This window comes from Thalassobacillus sp. CUG 92003, assembly GCF_013618635.1.
Taxonomy (GTDB): domain Bacteria; phylum Bacillota; class Bacilli; order Bacillales; family Halobacillaceae; genus CUG-92003.
Genome location: NZ_JABLSJ010000004.1, coordinates 121,120 through 138,783 on the forward strand (window position 1 = coordinate 121,120; position 17,664 = coordinate 138,783).

The following is a 17,664-nucleotide window of genomic DNA, read 5'->3' on the forward strand; positions in this document are numbered from 1 at the left end:
AAGGAGGGAGTAGCATGAGCAGTTTTCGTTCCAAAAAGATAATGTTTGTAGGTGGGAAAGGCGGTGTGGGTAAATCAACTTCAGCTGCCGCTCTGGCTTTGGCAATTGCGCAACAACAACGGACGTGCTTAATCGTTTCGACGGACCCGGCTCATAACCTGGGTGATATTTTTCACCACACCATGAAGCAGGGCAAGGTAAAATTGGCGGAGTCATTGTGGGGAGTGGAAATAGATCCTGCTGAAGAATCGAAACGATACATCGACTCAGTTAAAGATAATATGAAAGGGATGGTCAAGTCCCATATGGTGGAGGAAGTACATAGACAAATTGACATGGCCAGTGCCAGCCCCGGTGCCGAAGAAGCAGCTATGTTTGATAAAATTGTCTCGATCGTTTTGGAAGAAAGCGATGATTTCGACCATATCATTTTTGACACGGCACCTACGGGGCATACCATCCGATTATTGTCACTTCCTGAACTGATGGGGGTGTGGATGGACGGGATGCTTGAACGGCGAAAGAAAACCAACGAAAATTATACGCAGCTATTGAATGATGGGGAGCCTGTGGAAGATCCGATTTATGATGTGTTAATGGAACGAAAAAAGAAGTTCCAATCCGTCAGAGACATCCTCCTTGATCAATCGCAAACAGGATTCATATTTGTGTTGAATCCAGAACGGCTCGCCATCCTCGAAACGAAGAAGGCGGTCGACCAATTGAAACAGCATGATATCCATGCCCATACCTTGATTGTCAATAAAGTGCTGCCAGAACATGCGGATGGCCGTTTTTTAGCACAGCGGAGAGAACAGGAAGCAGATTACTTGCATGAAATTGACCAGACATTTCCCGATAAGATGTTAATCCGTATTCCACTCTATGAGGAAGATATCAACACGATTGAAAAATTATCAATCATATCAGATCGAATTCAGGATTCAATCAGAAAGGAGACGTAACAAAATGAAAGCAATTGTACATGAAGGTAAAGAAGGATTTGAAGGATTGAATCATCAGGAAGTTGAGACTGGAGAACCAGGGAAGCATGACGTGCAGATCCGGATCAAAGCAGCTGGAATGAATAGGCGAGACCTGATGGTGCCGTTCAGACACAAAACAGATCAACCCCCGCTTATACTAGGCTCTGATGGGGCAGGGATAATTGAACATGTCGGTGAACACGTCACCCAAGTCAAACCAGGAGATGAAGTGATCATAAATCCAGGCTTGGGCTGGGAGCATAATAGTTCTGCGCCTCCAGAAGGATTTGAAATTGTCGGCCTTCCCGGACACGGGACATTTGCAGAGGTGGTGACCATGCCTGCGAAGAATGTAGAACCAAAACCGCCTCATTTGAGTTGGGAAGAAGCAGGGGTGTTATCTTTAGCTGGATTAACTGCTTATCGCGTCTTGTTTACCCGTGCCAAGATTAAAGCCGGCCAAACGGTAATGCTTCCTGGCATAGGCAGTGGTGTTATGGTCTTTGCGCTGAAATTCGCTAAACTCGCAGGGGCACGTGTTATCGTCACCTCACGGAGTAAAGAAAAACAAGAACAGGCATTAAAGTTAGGGGCAGATGTAGCAATCGATACAGCTTCTGATTGGTCCCGCGAATTACAGCATGAAACGATTGATACATTAGTTGAAAGCATCGGGGGAGCCACGTTCGATAAATCCTTGGGTGTGATTCGAAAAGGCGGAACCGTTGTCACCTTTGGCGCCACTACGGAAGATGAGGTCAACATCAATATACGCAAATTTTTCTACGGACAATACAACTTACTAGGTTCCACAATGGGATGTGCCGAAGAGTACCGCGAAATGTTGAGGCTTGTCAATCAACACAGAATCCGGCCGGAGCTTGACGAGACATTTGTTTTTGCTGATGTGCATAAGGCTTTCGAATATCAACAAGAAAGCAAAAACTTTGGTAAAATTGCTTTGCTTCCAATCGGATAGCTCTTTTGGAGCAGACGTACAATTAGCATTTTTCATAAGGATTCCGAACGCAATAGGGATGAGCACAAAAAACCTGGAACCTTTTCCAGGTTTTTTGTGTGGCCATCATTAAGCGATGTCCTGTAAAAACGCTGTGGCGAGCTTTATATTTACTACAGAATTACTTACACCTACTTAGTAGCAACTCCGAACAATAAAACAAATCATTTGCAATAAGACACTCAACAGACTATTGAAAGTAGCAGAAACCTTCATAATCCAAAGCTTTCCCTCATCATAACTTCTAAATGATAGTAGACCCTGTTTATAGTAAAATGAAAATATATCCTAATAAAAGGAGATGAAACATGTCACATAAAAACAACCCCAAAAAATTTGCTCTCAACATGAGTGCTGCTCAGTTCACTAAATTTTATATCATGCATCTGCTGCAAATGAACGCACCTATGATCAGTGAACATTTTAAAACAGAATTTCAAAAACTAACGAAGAACTGGGTGCCGGCTCCGTCAACTTTATTAGACACACTTCATGACATGACTGAAGAAGGTCTATTGAGAAGGCAAGAAGATTATAAATCCCATGATAAAAAGCGTCAGAAAGTCTATTGGTATTATCTGACTGACAATGGCAGAGAAGAATTCGAAGTTTTGAAGAAAAAGTATAAAATCTTATTCGATGAACAAATTGCCATACTTAATAAGATCATGAATGACGTGTATCGTTAAATCGATTAGAAAAATCCGATGCATTGTGTATGTAACTTAACTCCATTATCGGTCTAATTATCCAAACATTAAATCCCGATTGATGAAAGAAAAAGAATATGAGACTTAGCATATTAGATCAAGCGCCTATTTCGACCGGATCGACTTCAGTAGAAGCGTTGGAAAACACGCTAACATTAGCGAAAAAAGCGGAGGAACTTGGCTATCACCGCTTTTGGATAGCTGAACATCATAATGCGAATGGTCTCGCATCTCCGTCTCCGGAAATTCTCATTGCTCGCATTGCTTCAGAAACAGCAACCATCCGGGTCGGTTCAGGCGGCGTACTGCTCCCGCAATACAGCCCCTTGAAAGTAGCAGAAACCTTCAGAATGCTTGCGGCCATGTTTCCTGAAAGGATTGATTTAGGCCTTGGTCGTTCTCCGGGAGGTTCTCAACAAACAAGGCTCGCTTTAACAGATGGCTGTCAAAAACCACTGAGTGCGTTTACTCGCCAAATTAAAGATTTACAAGGATTTATGTATAATACGTTGCCACACGACCATGCTGCCTACGGAGTGAAAGCCATGCCTTTTCCAAGCCAAAATCCCGAATTATGGGTGCTTGGTCTCTCAGAAAGAGGGGCAAGGCATGCGGGGAGACGTGGAACAAATTTTACGTTCGGTCATTTTATCAATCCTGATCATGCCAGTGAAACACTTCGTACATATTTTGAGACGTTTACGCCAAGTGAACAAAACGAACAACCTGCAGTAAATGTCTGCGTGTTTGTCGTGTGCGCTGAAACGAAAGAGAAAGCAGAAGAGTTGGCTTTGAGTCAAGATAAATGGTTAATTCAAGTTGAAAAGGGTATAGATACGAGAGTGCCGTCTGTAAAGGAGGTTAAACAGCATACATTTACGGCGGGCGAGATGGGCATAATCGAAGACGTGCAATTGTCGGAACACCTGAACAAGTCAAACAAGCGTTAGAACGTTTAAGTGAGTTGTATCAGACGGACGAGTTTTTAGTCATCACAAATATCCATGATCCAAACGAGAAAATAAAGTCTTATCGATTATTGGCAGAGGCCTTCAGATAATCGAGCGATAAAAGGAGGAATTCCATGGCGCTTCACCATATCGAGATATACGTTTCGAATCTATCAGCATCAGCTCAATTTTGGAATTGGCTGCTGCAGGAATTAGGCTATCAAATCTATCAGCAGTGGCCGGAAGGTATCAGTTGGATTCATGAGGGAACTTACATAGTATTTGTACAAGCTGAAAAAGAATATGTGGCGGCAGGCTATCACCGGAAACGTATCGGCTTGAACCATCTAGCCTTCAATGCATCTTCCAAAGCACACGTCGATAAAATCACTGAGCGTCTAGTCGAAATGAATGTTCCGATCCTTTATCAGGATGCTCATCCCTACGCTGGAGGCGATGATTATTATGCTTTATACTTTGAAGATCCTGACCGCATTAAGGTAGAGGTGGTCGCCAACGTTTAAATTCTGCAGGGATATGTTAATTAAGGCCAAATCATTAGAATGGATATAAACTTACGTCTTACCTTGTACCTAATATATAATAAAAAACCTCAAATTCCCTCACGAAAATCCATATTTCGCTAAATTGACTGTTTCAATATACGACATCCCCTGTTAATATTTATATGGGAGTCTGTTTGCAATATTTGAACAGACGATTGAATGATGAAAAACGATCAATATAGTTTTTCAGTATAATGTAAAAGGATGGAAATGACTATGTACCTAATCCCGGCTGCTGTGATATTTATTCTCGTTGTAGGGATATATGAATGGCGCCAACACCAAAAAACATTGAACGCCTTGCCAGTCAGGGTGAATGTAAACGGGATACGCGGAAAATCAACAGTTACTCGGTTAATTACAGGAATATTAAAGGAAGCCGACTATAAAGTTGTCGGAAAAACAACTGGTACTTCAGCCCGTCTGATTTACTGGGACACGCCCGAGGAAAGGGCTATCCTACGCCGGCCTGAAGGTCCTAATATCCGGGAACAACGCATTATTGCCAAAGAAGCTGCCGATCGCGGGGCTGATTCACTCGTGAGTGAATGCATGGCCGTCAATCCTGATTACCAGATTGTTTTCCAAAATAAAATGCTGCAAGCGAATATCGGTATCATCGCGAATGTCCTAGAAGACCATATGGAAGTCATGGGGCCGACAATCGATGAAGTTGCAGAAGCACTCGCTTCAACGATTCCCTATAGAGGGCACCTGATTTTAGTTGATGGTCCTTTTGTCGAATACTTCTCTGACATTGCTCGTAAGAGAAGGACAAAAGTCATAATGGCAGATAACGATAAAATAGATGAAGCCTATTTGCAACAATTTGATTATATGGTTTTTCCAGATAACGCGTCTTTAGCCTTGGCAGTAGCCGAAGCTTTAGATATAGACGAAAGCACGGCTTTAAGAGGAATGTTGAAGGCACAGCCGGACCCAGGGGCCATGCGTGTGCAGAAACTCGACATTGACCATTCTTCAGCCTATTTTGTAAACGGCTTTGCAGCCAATGACGCGACATCCACAATAAATATTTGGAACAGGGTTGAAGGATTGAATTACCCTACATCCGAACCCATCATTATCATGAACTGCCGGGAGGATCGTGTGGAACGTACTGAACAATTTGCAAGAGACGTACTTCCTTTTCTACCAACTCACTATCTCGTATTGATTGGAGAACACACCCAGGCTATCAAAGAAGCTTGCTCAAACGGAACCATTGAAGTGGAGCATTTACTAGATTATGAGGGATATACGCAAGCAAGCGTTGTGGAAGCATTACTCCCTATTATGCCTGATCGGGTGATTTACGGGGTAGGAAATTTCCACGGAGCTGCTGAATCTCTCATTGATGAGCTTGATCACCTTAAATCGACGCAAAGTATTAGCTAGGAGGAAGGAAGTATGTTTGGATCTGATTTATACATATCACTTGTATTAGGTGTTATTCTAAGTTTGATTTTTGCTGAGAAGACTGGGGTTTTACCTGCCGGGCTGGTTGTACCTGGCTATCTTGCCCTGGTATTTGATCAGCCGATCTTTTTGGCTGTCGTTTTTGTCATCAGTATTTTAACATTTATCATTGTCCATTATGGGGTTTCAAAATTCACTATTTTATACGGGCGTCGGAAGTTTGCTGCCATGCTTACGACTGGCATCGTTTTGAAACTCATTTTTGATTTTTTCTATCCTGTGATGCCCTTTGAAATAATGGAGTTACGAGGAATTGGAATTATCGTCCCAGGATTGATGGCTAATTCGATGCAAAATCAGGGCCTGTTCATTACAGGCATCAGTACGTTCTTACTAAGTGGTCTGACATTTTTGATCATGACCATCTATTACTTGATTTAGGATGATAATGACATGCCTCGAAAATTAACGTTCAAAGAGAAAATTGTAAAGAAAATTAAAGCGAATAAACGTTCAAGCGATAAATATGCAGTGGTTACACTTGTTATCCTTCTCTTGTTCATTTTTGGTTTCAACCAATTTTATTCACCTGATGTTCCTAAGGTAGATACACAGGACGACTCTGAATTTACCGCCTCGTTCGTCGGAGACATGATGTTTGGGCGTTTCACGAAAGAAGTGCCTGAAGCCTATGGGGAGGATTATCTGTTAGAACATGTCCGACCTTATTTTGAAGCTTCCGATTATGTAACGGGCAATTTTGAAAATCCTGTACTCACACAAGACAAAGAAAACTACGAACCTATTGAAAAAGCAATTCAATTAAAAACAGATCGAGCAAAAGTGAAAGAGCTTGTAGAGTCGAATTTTACGAATGTGTCGTTAGCCAATAACCACACGATGGATTATGGCCCACAAGGCATGATGGATACATTAGAAGTTTTTAACGATGAAGGATTAGAGTACGTCGGAGCAGGAGAGAACGCTGAGGAAGCAAATCAGATAAAGTTATCTGAACATAACGGCATCACTGTCGCAACCCTCGGCTATTCGGATGTGTACGTTGAAGGGTTTGAAGCGTTTGAATTTCGTCCTGGTATAGCATTGGCCGATCCGGAAGTGTTTTTGCAAAAAGTGAGTGAAGCAAAGCAACAAGCTGATTTGGTCATTGTCCATATGCACTGGGGAGCTGAGTATGATAACGAACCCCATCCTCGCCAGGAAAAAATCGGACATGCGATAGCAGACGCCGGAGCAGATATCCTGGTCGGCCACCACCCTCATGTCCTGTCTCCAGTTGAAGTCTATAATGATTCTGTCATATTCTACAGTCTTGGGAATTTCATTTTTGATCAAGGTTGGTCACGAACGCGAGACAGCGCGCTTGTTAAATATGACTTACTTGAAGATGGAACCGGTCGCTTTGAAATAACACCGACTCGCATTAGAGAAGCGCAACCTACTCCTACTAACAATATCTATAACAGGTACAAAATATTTAAACAGTTGACACGAGGGCAACCTCAAGAATACTTCAACAAAGAAGACGGTAAATTAATTGTTGAAGTGGATCACTCAGATGTATTGGAGAAGGGGGAATAGGTTGTGGAACATAAAAATATTATCTATGTCCTTGCAGCTATCGTAGCCATTGGGTTAGGTTTTGTCTACTATGTCGAAGGTAAATTTGAAAGTGACAGAACTGAATATGAAGAAGTTGAACAATCGAGTGAAGAACCGGTTGAAACGACCCAAGGGTACGGGGTAAGTTCGTCCCATCCATTAGCTACACAAGCCGGGATCGATGTGTTGGATCAAGGCGGAAGTGCTGTTGATGCGGCGATTGCCGTATCATATATGCTTGGCGTAGTAGAGCCCTACGGATCCGGAATCGGCGGCGGTGGCGGTATGCTCGTTATGCCGGGAGGCGAAAATAGTGAACCTGTTTCTTATCAATATCGGGAAACGGTGCCGAAATCCGGTATTCCGGACAATAATTTCGGTGTTCCTGGTATTGTCAAAGGAATGGAGGCCGTTCACGAAGATTATGGCACGATGGAGATGTCGGAATTAATTCAACCCGCCATTGAGAAGGCTGAAGAAGGGTTCAAAGTGGACAAACACTTGACCAACCGGCTCGAAGGTGCCGCACACCGCATGCGAATAAGCGAACTTGAAACATTTTTCCCTGAAGGTGAAGCCGTGCAACCCAATGATGTGATTGTGCAGCAGGAGCTCGCTGACAATTTGAAAAAAATCCAGTCTGAAGGTTCTTCAGCTTTATACTCCGGTAGTATAGGGAAGCAACTTGCTCAAAATATTCAGGGTTTAGAACAGTCAGATTTAGGTAACTTTCAAGTAGAGGTGGGTGAACCTTCACATGGTACGTTTGCAGGCATGGATGTTTATTCAGCTCCACCACCCCTGTCTGGAACCACGTTGATTCAATCACTACAGATGGCAGAGACCCTGGATATTGCTTCGTCACAAAGCAGTAATGCCGATTACATGCATTTAATCGGGGAAATATCCAAACGGGCTTACGACAACCGTCTGGACACGATTGGCGATCCCAATTTCATTGATGTGCCTAAAGACCAACTGACGAGTCAAGAATTCACAACGCAGCTAGCTGACGATATATCGATGGACGAATTATCGCAGAATTATGAAGTGGACGATTCTATGGCGGCTGACGAAGAGCATACGGATACGACTCACTTTGTCGTGGTAGATGAGAATGGTCAAATGGTTTCCGCTACCCATACCTTAAGTAACTTCTTTGGCTCAGGTCAGGAAGTCGGCGGGTTCTTTCTGAATGATCAGCTTAAGAACTTCAGTGCTGATGAAGATTCGCCAAATAGCATCGAAATAGGTAAGAGTCCCCGGAGCTTTATGAGCCCCACCATCCTGAGAAGTGAAGATCGGACAATGGGACTCGGGTCACCCGGAGGTTCACGCATTCCTATGATCCTCTCTCAGGTGCTGACGAAACATTTAATTTTTGATGAACCATTGGAAAATACACTTGAACAACCGAGATTTTATATAGAGGATGATAGCATTTTCTTAGAAGAACAGGCTGACCAGGAGGTCGTGAGCGAGCTTGAATCAAGAGGGTATAATGTGTATCTCAATGAACGATCTTCCCTATACGGCGGTGTTCAGACACTCATCATGGATAAAGCCGAAGATAGATTGTATGGTGGAGCAGACCCGAGAAGATCAGGACGAGCCATTATCAAGCAGTCTGAAAGCAGCAATTAAGGAGGTGCCATGAATTGAAACGATTTATTAGAGCCGTACTGCCATTTGCCCTACTATTTTTAGCAATGGTTTTTATGACAGAATTTAAACAAATGGAAAGACTTGATGATTTGGAACAATTCCAAATTAACAGCTTTCTAAACGATATGGAAAACTCCGAAACTAATACTAATAACACGAGCGAAAACAACTTGAATGCTTCCGAGCAGTCTTCTCAAACTGAAGAAAATGAGCAGCTTACTATGAGCAATGACACCTCGGGCAATGAAGGAAATGAGCAGCTTACTATGAGCAATGACACCTCGGGCAATGAAGGAAATGAATACACGACTGAAAAAAGGAACGATAAAGTCATTGTTTATAATTCAAATGGCGAAACGGTTACAGAGATTCCTCAGTCTGAATGGGAGCAGAATAAACAAACGTATGCTAATGAATATTCATTGAATTAAGGCGTTTTAGAATAGTAAATCCTGACCATAGGGTTTACTATTTTTTTACGCAGGGCACGCTTAATGCATAACGTTAACGCAGAAAGAAGGGATAGCAATGTCAGCGTTGAAAACAGGCACGGTGCAAAAGGTGACGGTACTTAAAAAGATAACAGAAGGTTTCATTCTTGCCGGCTCTGATACATCGTATAAATTACCAAATGAAAACAATGGCGATCATGTCATCGAAATTGATCAAACAATTGACGTGTTTCTTTACCAGGACCGAAACGGAGAGGTTATCGCAACCCGCACCATCCCAGACATTCGATTAGATGCATTTGGATGGGCAGAAGTGACGGAGGTGGTACCTCACTTGGGGGTCTTCGTCCATATTGGTATAGAGAAGGATATTCTGGTATCTAAGGATTCCCTGCCTATGATATCGAGGGTGTGGCCAAGTCAGGGAGACTGGTTGTTCGTCAGTCTAGAACGGGATAAGAAAGGACGACTATTGGCTGAGCCCATTACAGAACATGAGGTGCAAAACGATCTCTTAGCCGCGCCAACTTCATTATTGAATGAATGGACAACCGGGCGGGTTTATCGCGCCACGAAAGCTGGCTCATTTATTCTTACAGAAGAAGGCTATCGCGGGTTCATTCATCCGACGGAACGGAAGCAAGAACCTAGACTGGGAGAAACCATCGAAGGTAGGGTGATTGCCGTCAAAGAGGATGGAACGATTAATATCTCACTGCTACCTCTAAAACAAGAAAAACAATTAGAGGATGCTGAGCAGCTTGTAGCATACCTTGAAAAACATGGAGGATCGATGTCATTTGATGATAAAAGTGATCCTGAGGACATTAGAGAAGCGTTCAATATGAGTAAAGCCTCGTTTAAGCGAGCTCTAGGAAAACTAATGAAAGAAGACAGAGTTCGGCAAAACGAAGGTAAAACGATGCTTAAGTAAATAAAAATGTTGAAGTTGAATGGCTCTGAACGGCACACTATCGTAACAAAGTGCAAAGCATTTACTTTGGTTCCTCTCTTTGTCTTAACAATGGCTGGATTCATAAGCCTATGTTTTGAACGGAGCTGTTTGAATGGCTATACTTGAAGCAAATGGTTGGATAAAAGGGAGGGAGGGGAGACTCAATTGAAAATAATGACGTATATCGCGATTGGTATAGTCATCGTTATCATTGTTTTGGTAGCCCCCATGACCTATCAAAAGCTCTCAGGAGACGAACAGGAGGGTCCGATCACCATTAGTAAAGGAAAAGAAACGGTTACCTACTCACAAGCAGAACTAAAAGATACGCTCACACCGATCCAATATAAGGTCACGCAGCAAAATGGCACCGAAACAGCTTTTGATAACCCTTATTGGGATAATAAACAGGATGGCATATATGTCGATATCCTATCCGGAGAAGTACTCTTTAGCTCGACAGATCAATTTAAATCCGGCACAGGGTGGCCCAGTTTCACAAAACCTCTTGTAAAAGAAAATATTGTAACTAAAAAAGACGCCGGCTTACTGGGCAGTCGGACGGAGGTCAAAAGCAAAGAAGCTGACTCTCATCTAGGCCATGTGTTTGAAGATGGGCCAGAACCAACTGGCCTGCGTTATTGCATGAATTCTGCAGCTATGGAATTTATCCCAAAAGAAGATATGAAACGTGAAGGCTATGAAGACTATCTTCATCTGTTCAATTAAAATCTCTGTCACATCTCAGTGAAGCCAGGTAAGGGCGTTCCGGTCCCAAGAGCACCCCATGCCCACGGAAAGCGATCCGTTTTCCCAGCCAGCATCCGCATACACAGAAGTCTCGAAGTGCTGATAAGGTTTTTATGTTTATGAGAGGTTACGTTTGCTAATCGACCTCGTCAGCAAGAAATAATATAGATCTAACACAATCAGTCCAATGACATAGGCGAGAAACGTGTAGAATATATTCCAATCGTTACTATATACAACTTTTTCAAAATGCTGAGCAAGTATTTCCGCCCCGTTTAAAAATAGTATAAATCCTAAGTACACGGCATACCGCTTCAATTTCTTAACATATATCATGTAAATAAACAGAATGGCGGCTGATGGATTGTAACCAAAGTCGATATAAATGGAGTTGAAAATTAATAAATCGGCTTCAGGATAAAGGGTCCAGAACCCCCATTCCATACCGATTTGGTTAAGGGTCACCGATAATAATGACATAAAGGGTGCGACAGTCAAAAATAATATAGGAACCTTTCTGCAAACTAGGATCGCAATTGACCAAGGAATGATAAAACCTACGATCAGATTAAAAAGAATGGGAAACACCACTTTTTCACATTTAGTATAGTGGTAGTATCCGCTTAGGAATTAATTTCATAATAGGAAAAAATTACAATTTAACATGATGAAGACGTTAAGCCCTCCAGGCAACGCTTTGTTTGCAGATGCAGGAATAGGATATATAAAAAAATCGAAATGCCCCCTCACTCGCAGCGTTCTCCCGTAAGCGAGTTGAATGGATTGACGCAAACAGCAATCGCTAATAAAATGTCGTCAGAAATTTGAAAGAGTGTTACACCCTCCAATCATTTTTCCGACATTTTAGAGGAAGGGAGGAGATCGTATGCTTTATCGAGCTTCGGTTTACCTTCTCGGTATATTAATTAATTTCCTAGGCGTAGCATTAATTATTAACGCTACCTTAGGCGCAGGGTTTTGGACCTCATTTTTTATCGGGGTGTCCGAAAAGTTAGGTTATACAGTCGGTTTTTGGTATGGAACAGCGCAATTTATCATTATTTTTATAAATGGGCGTTTAATGAAACAAGCACCTGAATTCAGAGCGGTGCTGCCCGTTGTTTTAGAAGCGATCGTATTGGACTTTTGGTTGGAAGTTGTATTTGGCGGACTAAATTTAGCAGGAGCCCCTTTTGTGTGGCAAGTGCTTATGCTAGCGGCCGGTGTTATACTCGTCGGTCTAGGGGTTGCGATTTATATCTTGCCCCAATTGCCTAGAGCTCCGGTGGATCAGCTATTCTTGGCAGTGAGTCATCGTTTCAATTTAAGCCTGAGAATGGGGCAGACCCTTATTGGCATTATGATGGGAACGTTCGCGTTTCTTATCGGCGGACCGATTGGTTTAGGAACGATTGCACCCATTATATTTTTAGGGCCATGCATTCAATTATGGTACACCAATGCTTATCCGATATATGAAAAATATCAACCTCTTGCCGAGGAACTGTCTCCAGAAAGTTCCGTTTAAGAGGTGGAAACAAAACTGAATAAAACAACAAAAATTCCGAATGATTTCGCTTAAATTGTTCGGAATTTTTGTGTTTTAAGGAATGCGTTCAAAGACCACACCGTCAAAACACGCCGCCTTCTACCGGCACATCCTCATCGTCCGAGGAAAGCAAAGTGTCTTTTCCCAGTTATTGCGTTTAGGAGAATTTAAGGGGTGCGGGAAACGATTCGTTTTCCAGGTGGCGTGCGCGCATAGTCGATTTACTTTAAAACACAAGTAAGACCTTCTATATACATCAATTTATACGTTGTTGATATATGAATGCTCTTTTTAAACATAAAAATATACTGTCATTTCATACACGAAAAAAATGCTAAATAAACCAGCTTCACTTATATAGAAGGGTCCGTTCACTAAAGTAAATGGGTTGGCTGGGAAATGGCGAGACTCCCGTAGGAGAAGGAACTAGTCGAGACCCCGCAAGGAGTGTTAACGACAGAGGAGGCTTGACGCTCCCCCACAGAAAAGCGAGTTATTACCCAGCCAACCCAAACACTCATGCATATAGGACTCATAGTATCTCTAAACGTCGTATTCCAGGAACTTAGAACGCTTTTCTGAAACGAAGCATGCACAATCAATATTTGTATGGAATTATAGGAACCTTAGCTGCTTTGATTGCGTCTAAGAAGTGAAAAGGGGGTTGGGGTGTTTGTTATGGCGATCCAACTAGACGATTATAATCTGCATGTCATCAGCCAGGATGAAGCAAGAAGAGAAGCATTTTTAGAACAAATGATAGCTGAATATAGCCAATCCATATTATGGCTTGCCTTTAGTTACGTTAAGGAACAGCAGCTTGCAGAAGAATTAATGCAGGATGTGTTTTTGACGTGTTATAACAAAATCGAACATTTCCGCAATCAGTCATCCATTAAAACATGGACATATCGCATTACCATCAATAAATGCAAAGACCAGCTGAGGAAGAAAACCTTAAAGCGCTTTCTAATGAACGAGGAACGCAATCAGGATGATTTCGGTGTTACGACAAAAGATCCGGAAGCCATCACGTTTGCAAAGATGGAAGACCAGCAACTAGCAGATAAAGTATTAGCGTTGCCGACTAAGTTCAAAGAAGTTATTTTCATGTATGATTTTGAAGACATGAAAGTGAAAGAAATGAGCGACATTTTGAAATTGAATCAGAATACTATCAAAACCCGATTGAATAGAGGCAGAAATATGTTGCGGAATATGTATGAAGAGGAGGGGTTGGATGAACATTGAAGACAAACTCTTGCATTTGCGCAAATCAATGAAAGCCACAACCCTGAAAGATGTGAACGTCGATCGTGAGCGTTTGAAACAACGCGTGCTCGAACAATCAAAAAGGAAGCGTAAGTGGTCAAGCAAACAGTGGATGCAGGCTGGCATGAGTTCCTTCGGAGCCGCCGTCCTCTGCATATTCATTGGGTTTGCCGGTTTCACTAATATTAATTTCCTTTCCCATAACGGGGAACCAGGCGGCACGACGCCAACTGTTCCTGACGCTGATTCGATGGATGAAACGACCGACGAGCACATCGCTACCTATTTATCTGAAGATGATTCACGGTATTCTGTGCTTTATCTGTTTGATGGTTCCACGGATCAACGTGAAGAATGGACAGAGACGCGGGAGCAGTTAGCGGGTGACATGGATCAAACGTTTATCCGTAATAATTTCGAGTCGTTCCATTCAGGGGTGAAGGAGCGTTACAATCTGGATCATGCGCCGGTTGCTCTTGTATTTAACACTGACGAAATGGTTTTTAAAGCAACTGAACCGGAGCAGCTGATGAATTTTTATGAAGAAGAAATAATTCAAACGACAGAAAGTCAATTTGCAGTTGCCCAAATTAAACTGGGCATGACAAGAGAGGAAGTTGTAGAACGATTAGGCGAACCAACAAATGAAACAACGGGTCAACAAGGAAACCAAACCCTGGCATATCATGACGGCGGAGCCCCTATTATGTATTTAACACTGGATGACGAGACTGTTATCACTATAGACGCAAGACCTTATAATGTAACGAGCGAAAATTGGCAACAACTGCTCCCAACAAATGAACAACAAATGAGAGATATGTACGGCAAACCTGACGCCCAAACCGAAGGAAGCTGCTATGAATCAGCAACGTGTCAGCAATACAAATATGGAGAGCTTGAAATCACATTCAATATACCAAATAAAGGCATCGACCGCATGGTTTATGAATCAAATTAAATAAGAGAGCCGTCAGCTTCTCAGAGAAGACTTGACGGCTCTCTATTATTAAAAAGGGGATTAGCTGTTCATTTGGTTATTCTGACCAGGCATTTGATTTGTCATATTTTGCATCGCTTGCGGAAGCATATGCTGTAATTGACCGCCTCGGCCTGTCATCATACTATACGTTGCTGCACCAATACCAATTGAAGCTACCATCGGGATCCATTGTACATTTCTTTTGTGCATACTAGGTCCACTCCTTTTCAAATTGGCTTTTTGAGAAGCCTTTTATATTGTGTATCAATTCGCGAACTTCATGTAAGTGAACCATTTCCAATTTGAAATGAAAAAAGTGAGGAAGGCTAAGATGTGTAATCAGCAATGTTATATTTTTTCAAAAGCTTTACATAAATAACAACAACACTGAATCCTAATAAGTAAACGAGAAGCGAGTAAAAAATGTTCCACTGGTTATAGAAGTGAACTTTATCAACTAAGAGCGCCATAAATTCCAGCGAAGTTGTAATAAGGGAGAACACAACGATTAACATTTTCGTCTCCAACAACCTGATGTAATTGAAATAGCCAAAATAACAGGCAAGCATGGGAAAATATCCTAAGTTAAAAGGAAGCGCAGGTAACGATGGATTATCATGAAACGGACTGACAAGCCAAAAAACCCGAAAGCCCCAATCATTCAATCCAAAAGCGATCATTGCTCCTAAAGGAAACAACAATATGACGAGCGCTGGTTTTCTGAGAAATAATAAGGCAGTAAGAATCCAGGGAATCACCGCACCAAATAATATATTTATGACCATAGTAAACGCACACTCCTCCGATTATTTAGTAGTATGACCTTTAATTGGCTGTATTATGTTGATATAAAAAAAGAGACATGAGCTTTTAACAGCGTCACGTCTCTCTTACTGGTTATATTTTTCTTAATGCCCGCCTCTCTGCATGAGGAATGCATTTGAAGCAAACAGCTATTTTGTTCCCATTGTCATCTAAATAATACCTCGGCTCGTTGGCATTTTTTTTGCACATGCCACACTTTTCGGGCATGAATAATCGTTTAATGGCTTGAAACATGGCCATCTCTCCTCTTGGAACATCTGGTTGGTTAGGCCTAGTCTAACACGTTGACGCTTCTTTGTTTTATCATATGCTCATTTCCACCTGCGTTCCTTCTATTCCCATGATAAACTATTAACACATACAGTTATACGCAGCGAAAGGAGGGAAGGAGCATGTATCTTACTGTCAAAGAAGCTGCCGCGTATTTAGATTTGCCGGAAGCATACGTTCAAAAACTTATGCTTGAAAATAAAATCCGTTCAGTGGATGATGGTAAGCAAGTTTTGATTAACACTGACCAATTCGAGCATTACTTTGAACAAATGGAAACCTATCACGCAATGGTCCAAGCTTATTTCAATGAACCTTTGCCGGACGACATTGATGTAAAAGATGAAGACTGATGCTTAAGGATAGCTGCATCCTTTCCATCATAGTGGGCGAGTTGCGGCCGAGTGGATTGGTACCAGTGTAAGCACATGAGAACAATAATGACGAGGTCAATTGCATCACCGCCATAGTACATGAGCTTGCTGGCCGATTGTGCTTCGTCCACGGGGACACCATCGGGAGGATGCGCATAAATGAATTTCGATAGGATACCGTGCCCCGCTAAAGCAAATATGAAAATGATCGCTCGATACAGATAACTATACCGATGAGGCGTCGGGTCAATATAAAGAAACGAAATAGTAAACAAATAACCGGCGATAAATACATGCAGATGAACTAAAACATGCGCGAGCATATTTTCTTGCATGTAATGATACAGCTCGGTTGTGTAAAGCACCCATAGACCTCCGATATTAAGCAGCGATGCCACGATGGGATGAGTGAATACGCCTACTATGTGACTCCTTAATACACGTGTCAAACGGCGTGCCTGATGGACGCGCAACGTTCTTAAGACAAGCGTAACAGGCGCAGCAAGTGCCATGAGAAGGGGGGCGAGCATCCCAAGCAATAAATGCGCCCACATATGTGCTGTGAAATTCATATGGGCCTGCTCAGCTAGTGGGCCCGTAACCGAAAAACAAGCACATAGGATGCCCATCGCCCAAAAAAACTTGCGATAAAATGGCCATTTGGCATAGCGGCGACTCGAAAAGGTTGCTGCTATGACGTAAGATAAAATGGCTAGCCCGCCAATTGCTCCTATCAAAGCCGACATAACAGCGTTAGTCATGGCGAACCCTTGTACGTTTAATGAGTAATAGACCTGCCATAATCATGACGGCTGCTGAAATATTCCAAACTAAATCATAGGGAAGCACATCCGGTACATACCGAATCTGATGCAAACGCATGACTTTATGCTGGATGAGACCATCATATAATTGGAATGCCCCTGCACCAAGCAAAGTGCCCCCTAGTGTTTTCAGCGGCCAAAAAGCTCGCCGCCTTCTAAGATCAGCAAACAAAAAGAATGCCCCTACTGTAGCGAACCAGCTGAAGGCATGAAAAAAACCATCTGAAATGAGCCCGACATCTGTCGTGGATTGGTCATAGAAATGATGCCAATGCAAGAGCTGATGAAAGACCATTTCATCGATAAAAGCGACGAATCCGACCCCAAACAGGAATCCTGTCCAAACATTTCGTGAGGCGTATGTGTGTGTGGCGTTATGCTGACGATCAGTCATAAACATCTCCTCCCTGCATCTAAAACTGTTACGTCTATTCGTCCCTTTACCTGTTCGAGCACTTCGATAAACTATGTAAG

Annotated in this window: 20 protein-coding genes and 1 pseudogene; 16 read left to right on the forward strand and 5 right to left on the reverse strand. The window is 42.4% G+C overall.

Features of this window, described 5'->3' with window-relative positions; translation table 11 throughout:
- Positions 1–14 precede the first annotated feature (14 nt).
- The 12 genes and pseudogenes from HOP45_RS07445 (at position 15) to msrB (ending at position 11,073) form a co-directional block, all read left to right on the forward strand.
- Positions 15–965, forward strand: a complete 951-nt coding sequence (locus HOP45_RS07445) for an ArsA family ATPase (RefSeq protein ID WP_181348454.1) — start codon at positions 15–17, stop codon at positions 963–965.
- Between the two features lie 4 nt (positions 966–969).
- Positions 970–1,965: a zinc-binding dehydrogenase gene (locus HOP45_RS07450; protein WP_181348455.1), complete on the forward strand. Its 996-nt coding sequence runs from the start codon at positions 970–972 to the stop codon at positions 1,963–1,965.
- A 347-nt stretch (positions 1,966–2,312) separates the two neighbouring features.
- The gene (locus tag HOP45_RS07455; RefSeq protein ID WP_181348458.1) at positions 2,313–2,693 is read left to right on the forward strand and encodes a helix-turn-helix transcriptional regulator; all 381 of its coding nucleotides are present in this window, start codon (positions 2,313–2,315) and stop codon (positions 2,691–2,693) included.
- Positions 2,694–2,791: 98 nt separating this feature from the next.
- Positions 2,792–3,774 (forward strand): annotated as a pseudogene (locus tag HOP45_RS07460) (LLM class flavin-dependent oxidoreductase).
- Positions 3,775–3,798: 24 nt separating this feature from the next.
- On the forward strand, positions 3,799–4,188 hold the full coding sequence (locus tag HOP45_RS07465) for a VOC family protein (protein WP_181348461.1): 390 nt from the start codon (positions 3,799–3,801) through the stop codon (positions 4,186–4,188).
- A gap of 258 nt (positions 4,189–4,446) precedes the next feature.
- A complete protein-coding gene (pgsB, locus tag HOP45_RS07470) occupies positions 4,447–5,628 on the forward strand; it encodes a poly-gamma-glutamate synthase PgsB (RefSeq protein WP_181348463.1) in 1,182 nt (393 codons plus the stop codon).
- Between the two features lie 12 nt (positions 5,629–5,640).
- Entirely contained in the window at positions 5,641–6,090 is a 450-nt protein-coding gene (gene pgsC / locus HOP45_RS07475) for a poly-gamma-glutamate biosynthesis protein PgsC (RefSeq protein WP_181348465.1), read from the forward strand.
- 12 nt (positions 6,091–6,102) lie between these two features.
- Positions 6,103–7,251 carry a CapA family protein gene (locus HOP45_RS07480; protein WP_181348468.1) on the forward strand — a complete coding sequence of 383 codons (1,149 nt, stop codon included), beginning with the start codon at positions 6,103–6,105 and terminating at the stop codon, positions 7,249–7,251.
- Between the two features lie 3 nt (positions 7,252–7,254).
- A complete protein-coding gene (locus HOP45_RS07485) occupies positions 7,255–8,916 on the forward strand; it encodes a gamma-glutamyltransferase family protein (protein WP_181348469.1) in 1,662 nt (553 codons plus the stop codon).
- A 14-nt stretch (positions 8,917–8,930) separates the two neighbouring features.
- On the forward strand, positions 8,931–9,368 hold the full coding sequence (locus HOP45_RS07490) for a hypothetical protein (RefSeq protein WP_181348471.1): 438 nt from the start codon (positions 8,931–8,933) through the stop codon (positions 9,366–9,368).
- 97 nt (positions 9,369–9,465) lie between these two features.
- Positions 9,466–10,323: a CvfB family protein gene (locus HOP45_RS07495; protein WP_181348472.1), complete on the forward strand. Its 858-nt coding sequence runs from the start codon at positions 9,466–9,468 to the stop codon at positions 10,321–10,323.
- A 195-nt stretch (positions 10,324–10,518) separates the two neighbouring features.
- A complete protein-coding gene (gene msrB / locus HOP45_RS07500) occupies positions 10,519–11,073 on the forward strand; it encodes a peptide-methionine (R)-S-oxide reductase MsrB (protein ID WP_181348888.1) in 555 nt (184 codons plus the stop codon).
- A 138-nt stretch (positions 11,074–11,211) separates the two neighbouring features.
- Here msrB and HOP45_RS07505 read toward each other — a convergent pair whose 3' ends face one another.
- Positions 11,212–11,685, reverse strand: coding sequence for a CBO0543 family protein (locus HOP45_RS07505; RefSeq protein ID WP_370457977.1), 474 nt, complete (start codon positions 11,683–11,685; stop codon positions 11,212–11,214).
- 295 nt (positions 11,686–11,980) lie between these two features.
- Here HOP45_RS07505 and HOP45_RS07510 point away from each other — a divergent pair, with 295 nt between their 5' ends.
- From HOP45_RS07510 to HOP45_RS07520, 3 genes are all read left to right on the forward strand, one after another.
- Entirely contained in the window at positions 11,981–12,622 is a 642-nt protein-coding gene (locus tag HOP45_RS07510; RefSeq protein WP_181348476.1) for a YczE/YyaS/YitT family protein, read from the forward strand.
- 699 nt (positions 12,623–13,321) lie between these two features.
- The gene (locus tag HOP45_RS07515) at positions 13,322–13,894 is read left to right on the forward strand and encodes a sigma-70 family RNA polymerase sigma factor (protein WP_181348478.1); all 573 of its coding nucleotides are present in this window, start codon (positions 13,322–13,324) and stop codon (positions 13,892–13,894) included.
- Entirely contained in the window at positions 13,884–14,876 is a 993-nt protein-coding gene (locus tag HOP45_RS07520) for a hypothetical protein (protein WP_181348481.1), read from the forward strand. The genes HOP45_RS07515 and HOP45_RS07520 overlap by 11 nt, the downstream gene beginning before the upstream one ends.
- Positions 14,877–14,936: 60 nt before the next feature.
- On the opposite strand, the gene HOP45_RS07525 is transcribed toward HOP45_RS07520, so the two are convergent.
- Entirely contained in the window at positions 14,937–15,107 is a 171-nt protein-coding gene (locus HOP45_RS07525) for a hypothetical protein (RefSeq protein WP_181348483.1), read from the reverse strand.
- 116 nt (positions 15,108–15,223) lie between these two features.
- The gene (locus tag HOP45_RS07530; RefSeq protein WP_181348486.1) at positions 15,224–15,682 is read right to left on the reverse strand and encodes a hypothetical protein; all 459 of its coding nucleotides are present in this window, start codon (positions 15,680–15,682) and stop codon (positions 15,224–15,226) included.
- Positions 15,683–16,114: 432 nt separating this feature from the next.
- On the opposite strand from HOP45_RS07530, the gene HOP45_RS07535 reads away from it, so the two are divergent.
- A complete protein-coding gene (locus HOP45_RS07535; RefSeq protein ID WP_181348487.1) occupies positions 16,115–16,345 on the forward strand; it encodes an excisionase family DNA-binding protein in 231 nt (76 codons plus the stop codon).
- Here HOP45_RS07535 and HOP45_RS07540 read toward each other — a convergent pair.
- Together HOP45_RS07540 and HOP45_RS07545 are read right to left on the reverse strand one after the other, a co-directional pair.
- Positions 16,294–17,127, reverse strand: a complete 834-nt coding sequence (locus HOP45_RS07540; protein WP_181348490.1) for a cytochrome c oxidase assembly protein — start codon at positions 17,125–17,127, stop codon at positions 16,294–16,296. The genes HOP45_RS07535 and HOP45_RS07540 overlap by 52 nt on opposite strands.
- On the reverse strand, positions 17,120–17,584 hold the full coding sequence (locus tag HOP45_RS07545; RefSeq protein ID WP_181348493.1) for a DUF2243 domain-containing protein: 465 nt from the start codon (positions 17,582–17,584) through the stop codon (positions 17,120–17,122). Before HOP45_RS07545 ends, HOP45_RS07540 begins: the two co-directional genes overlap by 8 nt.
- Positions 17,585–17,664: the final 80 nt, after the last annotated feature.